The sequence below is a fragment of the Alcanivorax sp. genome, from assembly GCF_002733835.1.
GTDB lineage: Bacteria > Pseudomonadota > Gammaproteobacteria > Pseudomonadales > Alcanivoracaceae > Alcanivorax.
Genome location: NZ_NVWY01000001.1, coordinates 43,183 through 62,284 on the forward strand (window position 1 = coordinate 43,183; position 19,102 = coordinate 62,284).

Here is a 19,102-nt window from a genome sequence, read left to right on the forward strand (position 1 = left end):
GGCTCCTTATTGATGTGCGCCCGCCGAGACCCGGCGTTGCAGTTCGTTGATGCGGTCTTGGTACTTGCTCACCTCCAGCGCGTGAGCCTGGGCGATTTGCAGCGCCTGGATAGAAAGCCGGAAACGGCCATCCTCACCGCGCTCTGCCAGCCCCTCATCGATCAGGGCGGCCATCACGCGGGTGATCCCGCTGGGGGAAAGCCCCGTTGCCTTGGCCAGCTGCTGGTTGCTTAACCCATTCAGGGTGTGGCCCTTCAGTGCCTTGAATACGCGCAGGCCTTTGTGGAGTGCGGTGTCGTTGTTCATAGCCTTTTCTCAATGCGGTTCATGCGTTGCACTTCACGGTGGCAGGCTCGAGCCAGCTCACCCCAAAAGAACTTTTCTTCATGGCCATCCGGCCCCCCACGGGTTGCTCGGTGGCGGTCGTTAGCATCAATTGCGCCCCGCAGTGCGGTGCGGCGCCGACGACGGATTTCCTGCTTGGTAAAAGTGTTCATACGTCTTCCTCCCCGCCCAGCGGCAACTCGGGGTGCGGGTGCTGCTCGACGTTGCGGTGGTGGTACGCCAGGCCCTGCATGGCCGCTTTTAGCTGGGCCAGGGTGTCCTCGGCGGTTTGCTTGCCAGAGTAGAAATCGGTGAGGGATTTGATGGCGCCGCTCAGCTCGCCCTGCAGCTGCATCACGTCTTGTGCATCGCAAACCTTGCCGCGTGGAATCTCCACCACCAGGTGGCCACCGGTCCCGGCCAGAAAGCGGCTCACAAAGTCGATGCCGCAGGCCGCTTCATAGGCAGGGATCAGCACCGCCGGCATGCGGCCATTCTCAATCCACTTATAGATGCTCCAGTGATTGGCCAACGCCATCTTGGTGGCAATGCCTTCCACAGAGAGGTTGTGCACCTCACGGGCATAATCCAGACACCAGGCCATGGCCTGCCGGAGGTTGCTGGGGACGCGGTGTTTCCAGCGGCGGCGAGTCATTGGAAAGCCCCCATAATCGTGTATCCAAACAAAGTTGTTTTTTGCATCTGGTGAAACCGGGTTGCGTTGTGCGTAAATGGCGGCATCATTGGCATACAGGTGAGCTATGAACGACGAAGCCATGTGGCAGCTGAGCGAAGAAACAGCTGAGCTGAGAGACCAAGTTGCCGAGCTACATCGCCAACTTGATGAGCAAGCGATAACAGCTGCCGCCTCAACAGGCGCTTTTGTATTACTTGCGCGCTATCTGGCTGAAGCCGGGCAGGTGCATTTGGATGAACTGGCAGATGATCTCGATGGGCTTTGCAGAGCCCAGGACAATGCAGTTTGGCAGCGCTCACTGATTGCATTGGCCGAGCAACTTCGCGGAATACACGAACGCCAGACAAAAGGCGGTCGCTGATTTCCTTTGCTTCATCAGCTTGCAAGGGGTAACGGCGAGGGCTGATCTGCATGTCGCCTCCTTAAGCAGCAGCATGCTGCTGGTCAGAGGTTTGGGCCTTCAGCCCCAGTTTCACGGCAATTTCATGGGCTTGCCCGTAGCAGGCTTTGTCGTTGCCATTAAGTACGCGGTAAACAGCGTTGCGGCGGTAACCGTGGTCTTCTGCCCACTGGGTGATGGTGATACCGCGCTGCCGGAATGATTGTTTGACCTGTTCAGGGGTCAGAACTTTAGGGGTTGCCATGGCGGTGGCTCTCCTTGGGTTGCTGAATGATGTTGTATTGATTGTGGGACCAATTGGGTACACGGTCAAGTACCTTTGTGGGTATTTTTTGATGGATATCGATCCGATTGCAATTGGACTGAGAATCCGGGAGGTTCGAGGAAACTTGACCCAAGCGAGATTTGCTCAGGAGTTGGGAATCGAAAGAAAAACAGTCGGTAGGTATGAATCCGGAGACCGAATCCCTGACGCTTTGGCCTTGTTGAGATTGCAGGCCGCCTTTGGGGCTGACCCAGCTTGGATTCTCAACGGAACAGGCGGTGGCTTGGATTTATCGGATGATGAGCGTGAGCTGCTGTCGCTTTATCGCTCCGCAGGCCTTTCTGGGAAAATGGCAGCTGTTGGGGCTCTGCAAGGCGCTGTATCTGCCGACAGCAAGGGGATTGGGGGTAACCAGGTTGTGGTAAAGGGCGATGGCAACAAAGTGGCTGGCGGCGGTTACCATCGGCATGGACCAAAAAAGAAATGAGAATTACTTACAAATCTGTAATCGATTACAGATTTGATGTGAGTTTAAGGCCTGTCTTAAAAGCGAAATCGATTTCGCTTTTGGGTGCTTGGCGCAGGTGGCGCTGACACGTCTGTCGCTCCTGCAAATGCAGTAAGAGGCGCCAAGCCTGTTCAGTATGTTCGCTGGGATTATGTGCGTCTGTGAGCGTTTTCGTGCATTGCCGTGAGCCTTTTGCGTGCCTTAGCGGAAGACTTGTCATACGTGAATCAGTTTCATATTGTGAAACTCTTTTTTGTACTGTGACGTAGTTCAAAGTTAAGGACGACAATGAAAATCGAGGGTGAAGGGAATCGGGTTGCTTTGGGGGATTACTACGAGCGCTGCCACATTACCCAATATTTTATTCAGGGCTGCACACCGTGCCTCGTAACAGCGCCTGAGCTGAACCGGCTGCGCACTTCTGAAGAAGCGGTTCTGAGGCGGCTGCGCTGGGCGCTATTGCGTACCCCTGCCTGCAAGTGGATGTTCGCTTCAGTCGGCGCCTATTTGGGGATGCTGCTTTGGGATATCGCCCAGCGAGTTATGGGTGCAGATGCAGCCCTCCCGTTGTTGGCCTACTCCTTGTGCCTCATTACCCTGGGCATTGCCGCGTCCAGGCTGGCGGGGTCGATCAAGGTGGCGGCGGAGATCCGCAAGGAAAGCCAAGCCAGAATTATGGAAATTGATAAAGCGCTGTTTTTGCAGCGAATAAAATAAGGAGGGAAGTATGAAACGGATTTTGGTCCTTGCTATTGCGCTGGTTATGGCGGGCTGCTCGGCCAACATGGCCAACAAATCACCTGATTACATTGCTAGCAAGGTTGAGCGACAGGATTCCGAGTTTGATGCATCTGTCACTTACTTAGGGCCAGTGCATTCAACCAGTCAGCAAAGGGGACTTTTTTCAGACAGCGAGTATGTAAGGCTTCGGGCGTTTGAAAACAAGAATACAGGCAAAATGCAGTATCAAATCTATGTAGTGGTCAGCTATGTAGGCAACTGGCGCTATTACGAATCGGCCAGCTTTGTGGGTGGCGATACCGTTAAGGCCGTAGGGGTTAATCGTAAGGTTAACTTTTGCCAAGCCTCCGGCCTGTGTAGCCACAATGAAGACATCATTATCAGCATCACGCCTCAGCAATTGGTGCAGGCTCAAGGCAAGGGGCTGAAATTCCGCGTGAACAGCCGCCAGGGCATTAATTCAGAGCTATTTGTCCCGGCTGGCTATGTAGATGGCTTTCTCAGCGCTTTGACTGTGGAACACTAGGTTTGATCATGGATATAACAGCATTAGTCAGCAGCCTATCGACCACTTTTGAGCTAGGAAAACTAATCGTCAATGAGCGCGATACCAATAAGCTTTCGGCCCTTCAAAGCGAGCTGTCGGAAAAAATTATCGATGCACAAACTCAGCTTTCGCAGGTGCTCGGCACCGTCATCGATCAGCAGCGGCATATCCCTGTTTTGGAGGAGCGCATTCGCGAGCTTGAGCGTGAAGCTGCGGAGAAAGAGCGTTACGTGCTAGACAGGGTGGGAAATATCGGGGATTTCTTCGTATATCGTTTGCGTGCGACTGCTGGTGAGGAAGGAGTGGACCACTTTCTTTGTCAGCCATGCTTCGATGCAGGCAAAAAAGGGGTGCTTGTACGAAACCACATTCACTACCTGTCCTGCCCGCTCTGCAACCATGGTGCTTACCTGGAGGAGATTGATCCAGATACGCGAACCCCTAGTGGCTTCTGGTCATAGGCTGCCTGAAAAATGGATTTAAGGAGAAATCATGGAATGGACTTTTCTTGCTGCTGCAGTAGCTGACCCTCCCGAGGTTGCACAGGCAGGAGCACTTGTCGAACTGGTTAGGGAGAGAAGCAATTATGGCAACCTGGGATGAAACAGAAATTGGCGAAGAAACATGTGATGAATGCGGTGCTGTCTACTCTGTGAGCATTAAGCAGTTTCCTCTAAGGGATAAAGACCGCTTTGTATGCTCTTGTGGCAACGTTCTCAAGGAGTGGAATAGCACGACTTGCTATTTCTACGAGAGAGTTTCTTAGCTTTTAGTTAGCACGCCAGCGGGCCAAGGGAGGCTGGTAGAGCACATCTTGTCGAGCACGACAATAAAGGGATTAAGGGGATCGATTTGGATAACACCTTCACAGTTCAGACAGAATATAAAATTCATTACACCACCGAAGCGCCGGTTTCCATCGAAGACATCATCGACAGCCTGAGAAGCCTGGAGAAAATACTCAAGCGCACTGGCCCTTTTGTCGAGAAGGCGTTTGACGGTATAAAGGTATATGATACGCAGGTCTACATTTCTGAAATCGTATCCGGCAGCCTTAAAGATCACTTCATCGTCAAATACCTGTGCGGCGGTGAAGAGAACGCTCAGAAACTTGAGGAGTTATTCGAAAAGATGACGAAAGACTCTGGCGGTCTAAAAACGGTTGTTTCTGTCGGTGTTGGCGCGGTTATGATGTACGGCCTCATGCAGGTTCTTCCATCAGGGGAGCCGAGAAAGCATACCGAGGCTTACAACTCTGTTGTGCTCGAAGCCGGTGGCGACATCAACCTGAATGGGGAGTCGATTAAAGAAATTCTCGAGGCGCAACGGGATAAGAAATCTATTGCCAGGGATGCTGTCGATGCCATGCGACCAGCGAAAGGTGACAACTCAGCAATCAAAATTGAGGGGTTCAACTCCTTAACCATCCCCTCAAGTGTCGTTGCTGAAGCCCCTGACGAGTACACCCCTCCAATCCCTGAGGAAAAGGAGGAGAAGTATAAAAATGTGAAAGTACTGATCTCGGCTAGTGATAGAGACAATACTGATAAGGGATGGGCTGGAGTTGTAATCGGCGTTGCAGAAACAAGAACCAAGATGATCCTGGCCGGCAACCTTGACCCGAAAGAACTTCATGGTAGAACGCAGATCACAGCCAATGTGATCGTCACAAGCAGATATAAAAAGGCCAAAAAGGAATACCAGCCTCAGCTTATTGAGATAACGGCCTACCAATAGCGTTTTTGCCCGCGTTCAAAATACATTCTCCGCTGCGCCCCCGATTATGGGGGCGTAGTCGTTTTTGTTCATACGAAACCGGAGAATGTTATGCCCCGCCTTTCCACTTGGTTGTTTATTTCTGTTGGGCTGCTGGCCGTGCTAGCACTGCTCAACCCCGCCCAGTTGCCTGTTGTGCTTTACAAGCTGTCCCTGGTTAGCCTGGGCGCCGTGCTGGGTTACTGGATTGATCGGTCGCTGTTCCCTTATGCACGCCCGCATTGTTTCCTTTTTCCGCATGAACCAAACAGCTGTGGGCCTGAGCACATCAATGTCGCGATTAGCCTGCTGATGCTCAGGCGGGCGGTGGTGATCTTTGCTGTGATCCTTGGCCTGACGCTGGGGCTGTAGCCATGAGCCACGTTCGCGTTATCCAGTGTTTGCTCGTGTTGGCCTTGAGCGCCTTGCTGATCTTTGCGGTCAGCGGTTGCGCACCAGCGTATGCAGATGAGATCCCGCAAGCCGCCAAGAGCTACCAGCGCACGCTGATTCGCACCTCTCATGCCTTCTGGGGGCTAGATGTCCCCGTGGCCACCTTCGCCGCGCAAATCCACCAGGAGAGCCGCTGGCGCGCTGACGCACGTTCCCCTGTGGGCGCAGAGGGCTTGGCGCAATTCATGCCGGCCACTTCTGACTGGTTCGCCGAGCTGTACCCAAGCCACCTGGGGGAACGGCAGCCCTATAACCCCGGCTGGGCCATGCGAGCCATGGTGCTCTACGACAAGTGGCTGCATACACGTATCCAGGCCGCGAGCCCCTGCGAGAAGTGGGCAATGGTGTTATCTGCGTACAACGGTGGCCTTGGTTGGGTGTACCGCGACAAAAGGCTGGCATCGAGTAAGGGGCTTGATCCGCTGGTCTGGTTCGATTCGGTGGAGCGGGTCAATGCGGGCCGCTCCGCCGCCAACTGGAACGAAAACCGGGGGTACCCCCGAAAGATTCTCCTGCGCTGGGAGCCCCTGTATGGGAGAGCCGCGTGGGGCGAAGGGGTATGCCCATGATTGCCCGCTGGATCGTGGCTGTGTTGATGAGTTCGCTGTTCAGCGGTGCCGGCGCCTATTTCTGGGGGTACCACCACGGCGAAACCGCCGTGCAAGCCAAAACCAGCTCCGCGACGGTGACCAAACTGGGCGAAGCCCTTGCCGAGCATGCGGACCTGGTCAGAGATTCCAAAGCGGCGAGCCTGCGTATTTCCCAGCTGCTGGCCGACAAAGGCAAATTCGACCAACAAACCACCCAGGAGCTACGCGATGCACTCGATGAGAACGCTGGCCTGCGTGCTGATCTTCGCTATAGCGAGCGTGTCATGCAGCAGCTGGTCGCCGCCAGAGAGCGTGCCATCAACGCCGCAACCGGAGGCCTCGGCGACGCCCTGCAGCGCCCACCTCCCATACCCGACCAACGACCCGAATGAGATGCCCGTGACGCTGAAGATCATGTACGACCTCTATGGCGAATGCGCCGGGCTGAAGTATGAGCAATACCGGTTCCGAATGAACCAGGGGGAAGAATGAGTGAACTGACGATTGATATCGCCAAGTTCCTTGGCCTGGTGGTGACCTTGGTGTCTCTTTTTTGGGGGATGAGTCGCCGACAACAGGCCCTGTTTGAAAAGCATCTGGACAGCAAGTTCGACACCTTGCAGGCCCGCCTGGAGCACATCGAGATCCGGGAAGGCGAGAACGGCAAGCAGGTCGCCCAGGTTGAACGGGAGCTAATGAAGCTACGTGCCGAGCTGCCAGAGAAGTACGTGCGACGAGAAGACTACATACGCGGCCAGAGCCTCATTGAAAGCAAGCTGGATGGGCTGGCCCTGAAACTGGAAAACCTGCAAATCCGGGAGGCAAAACGTGATTGATCATAACAAGGTGCGCCGCGAAGGCATGCGCTGGACGATCCTGCTCACGCTCAACCACGCCCGCCCGATCGGGGCGCATGAGCAGCTGATCCTTCAGACCATTCAGGGGGTATACCCGGATGCCACTGCAACCGAAGTGCGCCGTGAGCTGGAATACCTGGACGACCGCAAGCTGGTGCAGGTAGAGAAAACCCCGGCTGGCGCCTGGCACGCCAAACTGACCCACTACGGCGTGGATGTGGCCGAGTACACCGTGGAGTGCCACCCCGGCATCGCCCGGCCTGAAAAATACTGGGAGGGCTGAGTATGCCCCAGGTATCCAAGGTGCAGCGTCTGAATGAAGACGACAAAAGCTGGCTTGATCAGGAGCTGGTGAAGCGTGGTTTTTCCGGCTATCAAGAGCTGGAAGAGCTGTGCCAAAACCGGGGCATCGATATTTCCAGCAGTGCCTTGCACCGCTATGGCAGCAGCTTCCGTGAGCGTCTGGACCAGGTGAAGTTGATTACCGAGCAGGCTCGGGCCGTAGTGGCTGAGGCTCCCGATGATGAAGGTGCCGTCAATGAAGCCCTGATGCGTCTGGTTCAGGAGCGGCTTTTTGCCGTTATCCGCGACGCCCAGATACCCACGGAAGGCATTGATCTGCCGAAGTTGGCCAAGGCTATTGCTGATCTTGGGCGGGCCAGCGTCAGCCAGAAACGCCTGGCGGCGGAAGCCCGCAAGGAACTCCTTGAGGAGCAGCGCAAGAAGCTGGACGCCCTGGACAGTAAAGGTGGTGTTACCGCTGAAACTAAACAGGCTATCCGTGATGCACTGGGGATCAGCTAATGGCGATGCGCGTAGGCAATGCAAAGGTTATCCCGGCTAATCCTGATGCCATTTTTCTGCCGTTCCAGAGTCAATGGATCAAGGATGACAGCCGCCTGAAGCTGATGGAAAAAGGCCGTCAGATCGGCCTGAGCTGGTCAACGGCGTATGCATGCAATGAGCGTACAGCGGCTCAGGGTGCACGACACGATCAGTGGGTATCAAGCCGAGATGACCTCCAGGCGCGCCTCTTCATTGAAGATTGCAAGCACTGGGCCAGCATCATGAACCTGGCTGCCAAGGACATGGGGGAAATGGTCATTGATCCCAATGATCGTATTTCTGCTTATGTGCTGCAGTTCGCCAGTGGCAAGCGTATTCACAGTATGTCCAGCAACCCGGATGCCCAGGCAGGTAAACGCGGTGGGCGCGTTCTGGATGAGTTCGCCTTGCACCCGGACCCTCGCAAGCTGTGGTCCATCGCTTATCCGGGTATCACCTGGGGCGGCAATCTTGAAGTGATATCCACCCACCGTGGCAGCCATAACTTTTTCAACCAGCTGGTGCGCGAGGCCCGAGAGGCAGATAACCCCAAGAATATCAGCCTTCACCGCGTGACTCTGCAGGACGCGCTGGATCAAGGGTTTCTGTACAAGCTGCAGCAAATGCTCCCAGAAGGTGATGAACGGCAGGCCATGGATGAAGCGGAGTATTTCGACTTTGTTCGCTCAGGCTGTGCTGATGAGGAATCTTTCCAGCAGGAGTACATGTGCAACCCGGCTGATGACGATGTTGCCTTCCTGGAATATGACCTGATCGCTGCCAGCGAGTACCCCGCCGGATATCCATGGCAGGAAATCGGGACCGGTCGTCTTTATGCCGGCATTGATATCGGACGCAAGAAAGACCTTACCGTGCTGTGGATTGTGGAGAAACTGGGAGACGTGCTCTACACACGCCATATCGAGCGCCTTCAGAACATGCGCAAAAGCGACCAGGAGGCCATTCTCTGGCCGTGGCTGAACCTGTGCGATCGGATCTGCATTGATGCCACCGGTTTGGGTATTGGCTGGGCGGATGATGCCCAGGACAGGTTCGGTTCCAGCAGGGTGGAAGCGGTCACGTTTACCCCCAAGGTGAAAGAAGCATTGGCATACCCGATCCGCAGCCATATGGAAGACCGGAAGCTGCGGATTCCACATGACCCGAAGACCCGCGCTGATCTGCGTCAAGTGACCAAACAAACCACCGCCGCCGGCAATGTGCGATTCACTGCCGAACGTACCCCTGATGGCCATGCTGACCACTTCTGGGCATTGGGCTTGGCGATTGAAGCTGCCGGGCAGCCATCCGCCCCCCTGGAATACCAATCCACCGGCCCGCGTAGCGCATTGGCCAATGGCGACGGGTCGCCCATCGTCACACTCACCGACACCGGCTTCGGCACCGTCGGTGGCGGCAACAATTTTGGAGGCTTCTGATGGCCGATTACGAACAGCTCAATTCCGGGTTACTGGTGCCTGCCAATTTCGCTGCCCAGCCGGCCAGCAACGCACGGCCAGAAATGCGTGAGGTGGCTTCCACCAGCGATGGCCGTGATATTACCCGAGGCTATCTGGACCCCATGTCCATACAGCCCTCCACGGACAGCGTGCTGATGACCCGTGGCAACGGGGATTACACCCTCTACAAGGAAGTGCTGCGCGATGACCAGGTCGGCAGCACCTTCAATCAGCGCCGCTTGGCGGTCTCCAGTAAGGAATGGGGGGTAGACCCTGGCGGCAAGACCCGCAAGGACAAAGCGGCTGCAGACTTCATGGCTGAGCAGATCCAGCACATCGGCTGGGATCGGGTCACCGAGAAAATGCTGTTTGGCATCTTCTATGGCTTTGCCGTTGCTGAACCCATGTGGGGTCGCGATTCCCGATTCATTACCATCGATCGGATGATCGTGCGAAACCGCCAGCGTTTCGGCTTTGATGGCAAAAGCCGGCTGCGCATGCGCACCTGGAACAATCCGGAAGGCGAGTTGATGCCGGATAAGAAGTTCTGGCATTTCACCACGGGTGGCGACCACGACGATGAGCCTTATGGTCTTGGCCTGGGCCATTGGCTTTACTGGCCGGTGTGGTTCAAGCGTAACGGACTCAAGTACTGGCTGGTGTTCCTGGAGAAGTTCGGCCAGCCCACCGCCAAGGGCACTTACCCACCGAATGCGCTCCCCCACGAAAAGCAAAAACTGCTGCAGGCGCTGGGGGCGATCAGTACGGATGCCGGCGTGATAGTGCCGGACGGCATGGCCATAGAGCTGCTGGAGGCCGCCCGCTCCTGTACCGCTGATTATTCCAGCTTGATGGATCGCATGGACCGGGCCATCGCCAAGGTATGCCTCGGCCAGACCGCAAGTTCAGAAGGCACGCCAGGAAAACTGGGCAATGAGGAGCTGCAGGGAGACGTGCGCCAGGATCTGGTGAAGGCAGATGCTGACCTGGTATGCGAAAGCTACAACACCAGCGTTGGCCGCTGGCTCACCGAGTGGAACTTCCCCGGTGCTGCAGCGCCGCGTGTATATCGCAAGGTGGAGCCGGATGAAGACACCAACAAGCGTGCAGAGCGTGACAAGACCATTTACGACATGGGCTTCAAGCCAACGCTGAAACACATCCAGGAGAACTATGGCGGGGAATGGGAAGAGAAAGCCCCTGCCAACGATCCACCTGCAGTGCCAGGCAATGAGGCCAACTTTGCTGCAGGTGACCCATCCGTACCCCAGCAACTGGAGCCGGCTGCCCGCACGAATGTGGAACAAGCGACTGACAGCTGGATCAACCAGATCCGCCAGATCGTTGAGGAAGTGGATTCCCTGGAAGCGCTGCGCGATCGCCTGCTGCAGGTGTACCCGGACCTGACCCTGGACCAGTATGCGGATGCCATGGCTGAAGTCTTGGCCACGGCGCACCTGGCTGGCCGCAACGAGGTGGTGGAGGAAGATCCCGATGCCCTCCGTTAACTATGGATCTGTTCCTTTCCAGGAGCAGATCCTGTTCTTCCGCCGCAAGCTGAATATCCCCACCGAAAGCTGGACGGATATCTACGGCCAGGAACATGACTGGGCCTTCATGGTGGCAGGCGCTAACCGTGATGCCATTGTGGCGGATTTCCGGGAGGCGGTAGAAAAGGCGATTGCTGGCGGCGGCACGCTAGAGGAATTCCGCAAAGACTTTGACAAGATCGTTGCTCGCCATGGCTGGGATTACAACGGCGGACGCGCCTGGCGAAGCCGGACCATCTTTGAGACCAACCTGTTTTCCAGCTACTCAGCAGGCCGCTATGAGCAACTGGAAGCCGCCAAAGACGCCTTGCCCTATCGGCAGTACCACCACAGCGACGCGGTAGAACACCCCCGGCCTGAGCATCTGGCGTGGGATGGTTTGATCTTGCGAGCCGATGACCCGTGGTGGGACACCCACACCCCGATTAACGCCTGGGGCTGCCAATGTTATGTGACAGGCCTGACCGAAGACGACCTGCGTGAGATGGGCAAGGATGGCCCAGATGAAGCCCCTGGCATGGAGTGGGAAGAAAAGATCATTGGCCAGCGTAGCGCTGACGGCCCCCGCACCGTGCGCGTACCTGCAGGCATCGACCCCGGTTTTGAGCATGCACCGGGTCGTAGTCGCCTGAAGAGTGCCGTGCCACCTGAAAAGCCTGAACCGCCGTTACCGGGCTCCCAGGGCGGCCCTGGGCTGCCCAATACCCGTCCCGCTTCGCCACTGCCCTCAGTGCGCCCTTATCCCGCCAGCCGTTTGTTGCCTGAAGGGTTGGATGAAGAGACTTATGCCAATGCCTTCCTGGAAGAGTTCGGTGCCACCCTGGATGAGCCTGCCGTTTTCCGCGATGTGATTGGCGAACGCCTGGCAATTGGGCGTGAGCTTTTTGTGGAGCGCAGGAGTGGCCGGCTAAAAGCCAACAAGCGAGGCCGGGGCCGCTACATGAAGCTGCTGGCCGATGCCTTGCAGTCGCCCGATGAGATATGGGTACGGCTGGAGTGGCAAGCTGCCAGAAAGAAGGCCGTGGTGCGGCGGCGCTATATCGCTCGCTTCCAACTGCCAGATGAGCAGGTGCCGGCGCTAGCTGTGTATGAGTTATCCCACGATGGCTGGTCGGGCATCACGGTATTTCAGCCCGATGCTCACCAGATTGAGGATATGCGCGTGGGTGCGCGGTTGTACTTCAGGGAGGAAGAGGAGTGATCGCGGGCCGGCACCCGCGATCCGGTGATGTTTGGCGGCCCTGTTTGCCGGGGGCGTATCCATCACCGCAGTCTTCAGTTTAGGAGGTTCCATGGCTGGTGCCAAGATCGAGTTCGACCACAAGGACGTCAGCGCCAAGATCGGCGCGGCGATTCAGGGCCTGGATAACCCCGGCCCGTTGTTCCAGATCATCATCGAATACCTGACGCGGGTGCATCGTCAGCGCTTCCGTAACCAGGTGTCGCCGGAGGGCACGCCCTGGGCGCCGTTGTCACCGGCCTACAAGAAGCGCAAGCACCGCAACGCGAATAAGATCCTCACATTGCGTGGGCACTTGGCTGGCACCCTGCGCGGCCAGCATGACCAAACGGGGCTGGAGTTCGGTACCGACCGGGCCTATGGTGCAGCCCAACACTATGGTGCTGAGATCGATCGGGCTGCCAGTACCCGCGAGGTCTACTTCCGCCAAAAGCGTGACGGCAGTGTTGGCAACCAGTTCGTTAAGAAGGGCAAGAGCAACTTCGCCCAGACCGTGAATGTGGGTGGCTACAAGATCCGCATTCCTGCCCGGCGCTGGTTGGGCACCAATGAGCAGCAGAACAACCAGATCGTCAAGAAAGCCCACGATTATCTGCAAAATGCCATGGGCGCCTGAGAGGCCCTACAAGGCCCCTCAGCCCTCTTGCTGCTACCGTTGCCGCACCCAAACCCCGTTTCGATGCCGTAAAAGTTTTATAAAAGCGAATTGAGGCCTTCCCGGCTCGGGTTTCTGCCTGAGTTGTCATTTCCACTCTGAAAACCCCCAATCGGCAAATTTTGCCCGCGTTCAAAAGACTCTGATGCCGCCAATCCCGATAGTGGCTCCATCGACCCACTTCGATAGCAGGCCCACATGAGTAAAGCGCTGGAAATTTTCAAATCAGGCACGCACACCGACATGCACGGGCAGCGGCTGACCTTCACGGATGAGGATCTGGATCAGATCATCGCTGATTACGATCCGGCGGTGTTTGCTGCGCCGTTGGTGGTGGGCCACCCGAAAACCGATGACCCGGCCTACGGCTGGGTGGGCAAGCTGGCGAAGGCCGGCGACATTCTTACTGTCACAGAGACGGACAAGCTGGAAGCCGCTTTTGCTGAAAGCGTGAATCAGGGCCGCTGGAGAAAGATCAGCGCAGCCTTCTTCCCGCCCAAGCACCCGGCCAACCCCAAGCCCGGTGGTTGGTATTTACGCCACGTGGGTTTTCTTGGTGCCGCTGCACCAGCCATCAAAGGCCTTCGACCTGCTGAGTTTTCCGAAGCGGATGATGACCTGGTCATCGTCGAATTCTCCGAAGCCGATTTTGAAAGCCGCTGGGTGCTGGGCCGTTTGGCCCGAAGCCTGCGCGACTGGCTGCTGGAAAAATTCGATGCCGAGACCGCCGACAAAGTCATCCCTGATTACCTTGCACGTGAAGCGGAGCGTGCCGGTGACCGGCGCCACGCATCTGAACCTGACACAGCGTTTGCTGCTGCGCCAGATCCCTCTACGACTCAACCCAACACTCAAACCCCGGAGGACACCACCGTGGACCCCAATAAAGAGCAAGAGCAACAAGCAGCAGCCTTTGCGGAACGCGAAACCGCGTTGCAAACCCGCGAACAGGAGCTGGCTGCCAAGGAACAGAAGCTGGCAGAACAAGCCGCTGCTGCCCGCAAGGAAGACATTGCTGAATTCGCCGAGAAGCTGGTGAAGGAAGGCAAGGTGCTGCCCCGGGAAAAAGAAGGCCTGGTTGCCTTCATGGAAGCCCAGGACGACGAGGCTGTCGTGGAGTTCGCCGAAGGCGATACCACCGTCAAGAAACCGGGTAGCGACTGGCTGAACGCCTTCCTTGAGGGTCTGCCGGCGCGGGTTGATTTTGCTGAGCGCGGCGCGGCCACGGATGACGAAGGCCACCGTGATGCCAGCTTTGCGGCGCCTGCAGGCTATTCCGTCGACGCGGATCAGCTCGCCATCCACAACAAGGCCGTGGCTTACCAGGCCAAACATCAATGTGACTACACCACCGCCATCAACGCGGTGAGCTAAAGGAGAGTTTCATGAGTGCTCAAAAGATCGCGTTGCTGACGCTGACCGCCGCCGCGACTGCGGCCAACACTCAACACCGCTTCGTCGGCTTCGACGGCGCCCCTGCAGCCGCAGCGGGTAATGCCTTAGGTGTTGGCGTTGTCGATGCGGAAATCGGTGACGATTTCGGCGTGGATGTGCTCGGCACCACGGTAGTGGAAGCCGGTGGCGCCATTGCTGATGGCGGAGCCATTGAAGTGGGTGCCGATGCCAAGGCTGTTGCACAGTCTGCCGGTGTCACCGTTGCAAGGGCTCTGCAGGAAGCCGCAGCGGATGGCGATCTCATCGAAGTCCTGCTGATCGCTAACTAGGCCAACCAGGAGAGCCTTCAATGAATAATCGTCAAGTACGAGTTATCGACCCGATTCTGTCCACGCATGCGCAGGGGTATCGCCACCCGGAGCATGTGGGGATGGCGCTGTTTCCCCGGGTACCGGTTGCCGTGTCCGGTGGGCAGATTCTGACCTTCGGAAAAGAAAGCTTCCGTCAGTACAACATCCGTCGTACCCCCGGCTCCGCTACCAAGCGGGTGCAGTTCGGTTATGCCGGCAAACCCTTTGCCCTGGTCCAGGATGCTCTGGAAGGTGTGGTGCCGCGTGAACATCTGCGCGACGCGAGCCAGACACCGGGTATCAATCTCGGCCAACGCGCTACCAACAATGCCATGCGTATTGCCAGCCTGGCGCTGGAAGTCGAACAGGCTGCCCTGGCACGGGATGCCAACAACTACGACAACGACCACAAGGTGGATCTGTCCGCCAGTCGTTGGACCGATGACGCCAATAACCCGGCCAAGGATATCCGCGTGGGGCAGGAAGCGATCCGCCAAACTACCGGCATGGAGGCCAATACTCTGACGCTGTCTGCTAAAGCGTTTTCTGCTATCCGCGAAAACCCCAAGGTGCTGGAGCGATTCAAATACACCAGCCGTGACTCCATCACCGTCGAAATGATCGCCGCGCTGCTGGATCTGGATCAGGTTGTGGTGGGCCGGGCTGTCACTGCTGGTACCGGCGACGCCTTCAGCGATGTCTGGGGTCCTGATGCCGTGCTGGCTTATGTGCCCCAGCAGGCCAGCTCCATGGAAGAGCCGAGCTACGGCTACACCTACACCATGGATGGCCACCCGTTGGTGGAGCAGCCCTATTACGACAACAACGCCAAGAGCTGGCTGTACCCGGCGACCTATGAGCGTGCGCCGGTGATCAGCGGCATGGAAGCGGGTTACCTGTTCCAGAACGTGGGCTAATCCCCCCTGGCGGTGGCGAACTTGCCGGTTCATAGCCACGACTCTACCCGCCAGAACCGGTCCTATTTCAGGAGAATTGGGATGGCACAAAACCACTCTGACGTTGAAGCGATGATGAAAGATCAGCGCTGCGATGGTGATCGCATCACAAGCGAAGGCATTGAAGCCCGAATTTCCGAAGTGGGTTACCAGATCGTTACGCTGGCCGGACAGAAAATGATGTTTTGCGGTATCCGCATGGATAACGGCTTTGTTGTTGTCGGAAAGCCCGCCACCTGTATCGACCCGGCCAATTGGCGCGATGAAATCGGCCAAAAGATCAGCTACGACAATGCGTTCAGTGAGATCTGGAAGTTGGAAGCCTATCGAAAGATGAGCGGCGCGTAGCCAAACCATTATTCAGGAGAATGTCATGGGACGTTACAAGATTGTCACCCCGGTCAAACTGGCAGGTGAAATCCATAAAGGCGATGAGTTGATCTGTGCTTCCGAGCTGGCCGCGCCGTTGGTGAAATCTGGCAGCCTGCTGCCACTGGATACCGAAAGTGGCAGCACGGGCACCGATGACGCCGCCGCTTTTTCTGCCGCAATTGCACAGCTGGACCCGAACAACCCGGATCACTGGATGAAGTCGAACGGTGCGCCGGACTTGAAGGCCCTGGAGAAAGTCGGTGGCCTGAAGCTGAAAGCGGCAGACCGCGACGGCCTGTGGGCGGAGTACAAAAACGCCCAGGAAGTGGAAGGCTACTGGGTACACGCCAAAGAAGGCACCGTCCAGTGGGGCGACATGGTTATCGACGAAGACGGTATCGGTTTCGCCCTGGATGCGCTGACCGAGGAACAGGTCTCTGAACTGAAGGCCCGGGAAGACCTGGTCATTGCACAACGCACCTTTGGCGGAATCGCTAGCGCATGAGCTATATCTCCCACGCCCAATTAGCCGAACGGCCCGGTGCACGTGAACTCGCAGAGGTGGCAACCGCTACCCATGAGCACATCGTGGCTGCCGAGCTGATGGAGGCCTCCCTGCAAGGGGATGATCGCAGCGCTTGGTCAGCAGCTGAAATCGCGGTGGCCGATGACGCCCTGCAGCGCATTGATGATGCGGTTTCGGATGCTCAGGCCACCATCGATGGCTTCCTGGGTAAGCGTGGGTACCTGCCCCTCAATCCGGTGCCAGGTATTGTTACCGCCTGGACCCGTGCGATCGCCCGGTACTTCCTCCACAAGGATCGTATCCGCACGGACGAAAAGAGTGACCCGATCGTGCGGGATTACCGCGATGCCATGAAGCTGCTCCAGCTGACCGCCGAGGGGAAATTCAGCCTGGGCGCAGAAGATGACCTGGTCAGCCAGGGCACCGGCTCGCCGGCATTCACGCCTGGCTCCTCAACGATCCGCGACAGCTTGAAGGATTACTGATGAGCGCCCCCCTGGATACCACGGTCATCGAGCAGCGCCTGCGCGATGCGGTGAAGGATCTGCAACAGGTTAAGGGCGCCGCTGAGTTCGCGGCGGTGACCTCCCTGGGCAGTTACCGGGTGCCGTCGGCCTATGTGGTGCTGGCCCGGGAAGAAGGCACCGACGACCCCAACGGCCAGCCGGGCCGCAGGCCATCGGGTAAGCAGCAGGCAAAAGTCACCTTCGGGGTGATTACGGCCGTGCGTAACTACCGGGACAGCACCGGCGCCCAGGCGGCCCGCGATGCATCACCGCTGATTGGCCAAGTTCGAGAGGCCCTGATGGGTTGGCAGCCTGCCGACCGGTCGATGAGGCCAATCGGCTGGCTGCAGGGCGATGTGTTGGATTACGACGCCAGCGTATTGCTCTGGATCGACGTTTTCACTACCACCCACTTCATTGGAGGCAACGCCCCATGAGCACCAAGAAAAAGACGGTGAAGGTAACTCTCGCCAAGCCCCATACCCATGCCGGCAAACCCCGCAAGGAAGGCGCCGAAATTGAAGTCACTCCACGCCAGGCCCAATGGCTGGCCGAACGCGGCACGATCAAAACCGGCGCCGGTGGCTATCAGCCGGTAAAGACTGACGGCCCCAAAGGCCACTCTTCAACTGAGAATAAGGGAGATCAAAAATGAAAGACTTTTCCCTACAGGGCAAAGTGTACCTGGGCGCATCCCTTGCCGGTGGCAAGCCGGGTGCCATGCATTGGGTGAATGATGCGGGTGTATTGCAGATCTCCCCGACGGTGTCCGAAGAGAAGCGCCAGGAAAGCCACTCTGGCTTACGCCAAACCAGTGCCACGCTGAACACCGGTACCGAGGTGGCGTTCACCCTGACCCTGTATCACGGTACCGCCAAAAATCTTGCTCTTGGGCTGTATGGTACCGAGCGCACTATCGTTGCCGGCACGGTAACCGATGAACCGATTCCGACGGTTGTGGATGGTGACATGGTTGTCCTGGATCGTGGCGGTATCAGCGCGTTGGTAATCGAAGATAGCGATGGTGCGCCGACCACGCTGGTGGAAGACACCCACTATCGGATTGCCAGCGCCACCGGTGGCGTGCTGGAAATGCTCGATGTATCTGCGTTAACCCAGCCGCTGCTTGCAGACTACGAGAATGGTGCGGCCACTGACCTGACCATGTTCACTCAGCAGGCTCCGATTCGTTACCTGATGCTGGATGGCGTGAATACGGTCGATGGTGGCGGTGAGAATGTCCGTGTGCGGCTCTACAAGCTGAAGTTCAACCCGGTATCCCAGCTGGATCTGATTAACAGCAGCTTCGGTGAAATCTCACTCACTGGCACTTGCCTGTTCGAGTCCACAGCGGCCATGGATGAGGCGCTGGGTGGCTTTGGCCGTATCGAGTTGCTGGAGGCCTCCTAATGGCCAAGGTGGTGCCGCAAGAGCAACAGCCTGACGCCCAGGAGGAGAATGACCTGGAAATCCTGCACCCCGAGCAAGAAGTGGTAATTGCCGGGGTGAAGGTAGTCATTCGTGAATATGGCTTTGTTGAGGGGCTGAAGATCCGCACCAAAGCAAAGCCATTCATTCATGGCCTGCAAGAGATCCTCAGTGGTGGCCAGCCATCGCTGGAAGAGATCCTGGACCTGCTGGCAGAGCACCTTGATCTGGCCCTGGAGCTGGTGGCTGATTCTGCCGATATGCCCCTGGATTGGGTTCATTCACTCAGTGAGCATGAGGGGGACGTGCTGCTCTACACCTGGTGGAGTGTGTGCGGCCCTTTTTTTGTTCGGTCTGCTCAAAGACGGGTGGTCAGCAGCAAACTGCAAGACCGGTTCGCAAAGGCAAGCCAGTCCGCTGGCGAGAAATCTACGCCACCCTCATCGGAGCAGGCCACCGAGCTGACCAAATCGGAGGCTACACCGAGCGACAAATAATGCTGTACTTCGATGCAGCGTTACGGCGTGAGCGGCACCAGCGGGTTGCCCGGTTTAATGATGTTCGGATGGCCTTTGGTGCAGATAAGGACAATGCGAAAAGCTATATAAAAGCGCTCACGGATAACTGACTGGCGGCCATGGAGGCCGCTATTTTTTTGCCCGCGTTCAAAAGACGATTCCCGCCATACCCGCCATGATCCCC

Annotated in this window: 30 protein-coding genes; 26 read left to right on the forward strand and 4 right to left on the reverse strand. The window is 57.2% G+C overall.

The genetic code is table 11. The features are described 5' to 3' along the window. Positions 1 to 6: 6 nt before the first annotated feature. Genes COA55_RS00220 through COA55_RS00230 form a run of 3 tightly spaced genes read right to left on the reverse strand, consistent with a single transcriptional unit; the run spans position 7 to position 979 of the window. Positions 7 to 306: a helix-turn-helix domain-containing protein gene (locus COA55_RS00220; protein ID WP_290499995.1), complete on the reverse strand. Its 300-nt coding sequence runs from the start codon at positions 304 to 306 to the stop codon at positions 7 to 9. Next, entirely contained in the window at positions 303 to 497 is a 195-nt protein-coding gene (locus COA55_RS00225; protein ID WP_290499997.1) for a hypothetical protein, read from the reverse strand. Before COA55_RS00225 ends, COA55_RS00220 begins: the two co-directional genes overlap by 4 nt. Continuing rightward, a complete protein-coding gene (locus COA55_RS00230; protein WP_290499998.1) occupies positions 494 to 979 on the reverse strand; it encodes a hypothetical protein in 486 nt (161 codons plus the stop codon). Before COA55_RS00230 ends, COA55_RS00225 begins: the two co-directional genes overlap by 4 nt. Positions 980 to 1,085: 106 nt before the next feature. On the opposite strand from COA55_RS00230, the gene COA55_RS00235 reads away from it, so the two are divergent. Then, the gene (locus tag COA55_RS00235; RefSeq protein WP_290499999.1) at positions 1,086 to 1,382 is read left to right on the forward strand and encodes a hypothetical protein; all 297 of its coding nucleotides are present in this window, start codon (positions 1,086 to 1,088) and stop codon (positions 1,380 to 1,382) included. A 61-nt stretch (positions 1,383 to 1,443) separates the two neighbouring features. Here COA55_RS00235 and COA55_RS00240 read toward each other — a convergent pair whose 3' ends face one another. Further along, positions 1,444 to 1,665 carry a DNA-binding protein gene (locus COA55_RS00240; RefSeq protein ID WP_290500000.1) on the reverse strand — a complete coding sequence of 74 codons (222 nt, stop codon included), beginning with the start codon at positions 1,663 to 1,665 and terminating at the stop codon, positions 1,444 to 1,446. Here COA55_RS00240 and COA55_RS00245 point away from each other — a divergent pair. The 25 genes from COA55_RS00245 to COA55_RS00365 all read left to right on the forward strand — a co-directional run bounded on the left by COA55_RS00245 (position 1,664) and on the right by COA55_RS00365 (position 18,897). Continuing rightward, complete coding sequence (locus tag COA55_RS00245) at positions 1,664 to 2,173, forward strand: helix-turn-helix domain-containing protein (protein ID WP_290500001.1); 510 nt, start codon at positions 1,664 to 1,666, stop codon at positions 2,171 to 2,173. The two genes, COA55_RS00240 and COA55_RS00245, sit on opposite strands and share 2 nt — an antisense overlap. A 309-nt stretch (positions 2,174 to 2,482) precedes the next feature. Continuing rightward, the gene (locus COA55_RS00250) at positions 2,483 to 2,911 is read left to right on the forward strand and encodes a hypothetical protein (protein ID WP_290500003.1); all 429 of its coding nucleotides are present in this window, start codon (positions 2,483 to 2,485) and stop codon (positions 2,909 to 2,911) included. Between the two features lie 10 nt (positions 2,912 to 2,921). Further along, the gene (locus COA55_RS00255; protein WP_290500005.1) at positions 2,922 to 3,461 is read left to right on the forward strand and encodes a hypothetical protein; all 540 of its coding nucleotides are present in this window, start codon (positions 2,922 to 2,924) and stop codon (positions 3,459 to 3,461) included. Positions 3,462 to 3,469: 8 nt separating this feature from the next. Next, entirely contained in the window at positions 3,470 to 3,943 is a 474-nt protein-coding gene (locus tag COA55_RS00260; protein WP_290500007.1) for a hypothetical protein, read from the forward strand. A 391-nt stretch (positions 3,944 to 4,334) separates the two neighbouring features. Continuing rightward, entirely contained in the window at positions 4,335 to 5,219 is an 885-nt protein-coding gene (locus COA55_RS00265) for a hypothetical protein (protein WP_290500008.1), read from the forward strand. Between the two features lie 90 nt (positions 5,220 to 5,309). Continuing rightward, positions 5,310 to 5,609 (forward strand): putative holin, encoded by a 300-nt coding sequence (locus tag COA55_RS00270; RefSeq protein WP_290500010.1) that lies wholly within the window; start codon positions 5,310 to 5,312, stop codon positions 5,607 to 5,609. A gap of 2 nt (positions 5,610 to 5,611) precedes the next feature. Then, positions 5,612 to 6,259 carry a transglycosylase SLT domain-containing protein gene (locus COA55_RS00275; RefSeq protein ID WP_290500012.1) on the forward strand — a complete coding sequence of 216 codons (648 nt, stop codon included), beginning with the start codon at positions 5,612 to 5,614 and terminating at the stop codon, positions 6,257 to 6,259. Then, positions 6,256 to 6,672 carry a hypothetical protein gene (locus tag COA55_RS00280; RefSeq protein ID WP_290500014.1) on the forward strand — a complete coding sequence of 139 codons (417 nt, stop codon included), beginning with the start codon at positions 6,256 to 6,258 and terminating at the stop codon, positions 6,670 to 6,672. Before COA55_RS00275 ends, COA55_RS00280 begins: the two co-directional genes overlap by 4 nt. A 96-nt stretch (positions 6,673 to 6,768) precedes the next feature. Then, positions 6,769 to 7,116 (forward strand): hypothetical protein, encoded by a 348-nt coding sequence (locus COA55_RS00285; protein ID WP_290500015.1) that lies wholly within the window; start codon positions 6,769 to 6,771, stop codon positions 7,114 to 7,116. Next, on the forward strand, positions 7,109 to 7,420 hold the full coding sequence (locus tag COA55_RS00290; RefSeq protein WP_290500017.1) for a hypothetical protein: 312 nt from the start codon (positions 7,109 to 7,111) through the stop codon (positions 7,418 to 7,420). The genes COA55_RS00285 and COA55_RS00290 overlap by 8 nt, the downstream gene beginning before the upstream one ends. A gap of 2 nt (positions 7,421 to 7,422) precedes the next feature. Next, positions 7,423 to 7,941, forward strand: a complete 519-nt coding sequence (locus COA55_RS00295; RefSeq protein WP_290500018.1) for a DUF3486 family protein — start codon at positions 7,423 to 7,425, stop codon at positions 7,939 to 7,941. Continuing rightward, on the forward strand, positions 7,941 to 9,401 hold the full coding sequence (locus COA55_RS00300; RefSeq protein WP_290500020.1) for a terminase family protein: 1,461 nt from the start codon (positions 7,941 to 7,943) through the stop codon (positions 9,399 to 9,401). The genes COA55_RS00295 and COA55_RS00300 overlap by 1 nt, the downstream gene beginning before the upstream one ends. Next, entirely contained in the window at positions 9,401 to 10,930 is a 1,530-nt protein-coding gene (locus COA55_RS00305; protein ID WP_290500021.1) for a DUF935 family protein, read from the forward strand. Before COA55_RS00300 ends, COA55_RS00305 begins: the two co-directional genes overlap by 1 nt. After that, positions 10,917 to 12,173 (forward strand): PBECR2 nuclease fold domain-containing protein, encoded by a 1,257-nt coding sequence (locus tag COA55_RS00310; protein WP_290500022.1) that lies wholly within the window; start codon positions 10,917 to 10,919, stop codon positions 12,171 to 12,173. Before COA55_RS00305 ends, COA55_RS00310 begins: the two co-directional genes overlap by 14 nt. 91 nt (positions 12,174 to 12,264) lie before the next feature. Then, a complete protein-coding gene (locus COA55_RS00315; protein ID WP_290500023.1) occupies positions 12,265 to 12,828 on the forward strand; it encodes a phage virion morphogenesis protein in 564 nt (187 codons plus the stop codon). A gap of 237 nt (positions 12,829 to 13,065) precedes the next feature. Then, positions 13,066 to 14,241 carry a hypothetical protein gene (locus COA55_RS00320; RefSeq protein WP_290500025.1) on the forward strand — a complete coding sequence of 392 codons (1,176 nt, stop codon included), beginning with the start codon at positions 13,066 to 13,068 and terminating at the stop codon, positions 14,239 to 14,241. 11 nt (positions 14,242 to 14,252) lie between these two features. Then, entirely contained in the window at positions 14,253 to 14,591 is a 339-nt protein-coding gene (locus COA55_RS00325) for a capsid cement protein (RefSeq protein WP_290500026.1), read from the forward strand. A gap of 20 nt (positions 14,592 to 14,611) precedes the next feature. Then, positions 14,612 to 15,529 (forward strand): major capsid protein, encoded by a 918-nt coding sequence (locus COA55_RS00330; protein WP_290500028.1) that lies wholly within the window; start codon positions 14,612 to 14,614, stop codon positions 15,527 to 15,529. Positions 15,530 to 15,610: 81 nt separating this feature from the next. Continuing rightward, positions 15,611 to 15,916, forward strand: coding sequence for a Gp49 family protein (locus COA55_RS00335; protein WP_290500029.1), 306 nt, complete (start codon positions 15,611 to 15,613; stop codon positions 15,914 to 15,916). A gap of 25 nt (positions 15,917 to 15,941) precedes the next feature. Then, the gene (locus tag COA55_RS00340; RefSeq protein ID WP_290500030.1) at positions 15,942 to 16,445 is read left to right on the forward strand and encodes a hypothetical protein; all 504 of its coding nucleotides are present in this window, start codon (positions 15,942 to 15,944) and stop codon (positions 16,443 to 16,445) included. Next, positions 16,442 to 16,951, forward strand: a complete 510-nt coding sequence (locus COA55_RS00345; RefSeq protein WP_290500031.1) for a DUF1320 domain-containing protein — start codon at positions 16,442 to 16,444, stop codon at positions 16,949 to 16,951. Before COA55_RS00340 ends, COA55_RS00345 begins: the two co-directional genes overlap by 4 nt. Next, positions 16,951 to 17,409, forward strand: a complete 459-nt coding sequence (locus COA55_RS00350) for a hypothetical protein (protein WP_290500033.1) — start codon at positions 16,951 to 16,953, stop codon at positions 17,407 to 17,409. Before COA55_RS00345 ends, COA55_RS00350 begins: the two co-directional genes overlap by 1 nt. Beyond that, entirely contained in the window at positions 17,406 to 17,627 is a 222-nt protein-coding gene (locus COA55_RS00355) for a hypothetical protein (RefSeq protein WP_290500034.1), read from the forward strand. The genes COA55_RS00350 and COA55_RS00355 overlap by 4 nt, the downstream gene beginning before the upstream one ends. Continuing rightward, a complete protein-coding gene (locus tag COA55_RS00360) occupies positions 17,624 to 18,382 on the forward strand; it encodes a hypothetical protein (protein WP_290500036.1) in 759 nt (252 codons plus the stop codon). Before COA55_RS00355 ends, COA55_RS00360 begins: the two co-directional genes overlap by 4 nt. Beyond that, positions 18,382 to 18,897, forward strand: coding sequence for a DUF6631 family protein (locus tag COA55_RS00365; RefSeq protein WP_290500037.1), 516 nt, complete (start codon positions 18,382 to 18,384; stop codon positions 18,895 to 18,897). The genes COA55_RS00360 and COA55_RS00365 overlap by 1 nt, the downstream gene beginning before the upstream one ends. The last annotated feature ends 205 nt before the right edge of the window (positions 18,898 to 19,102 follow it).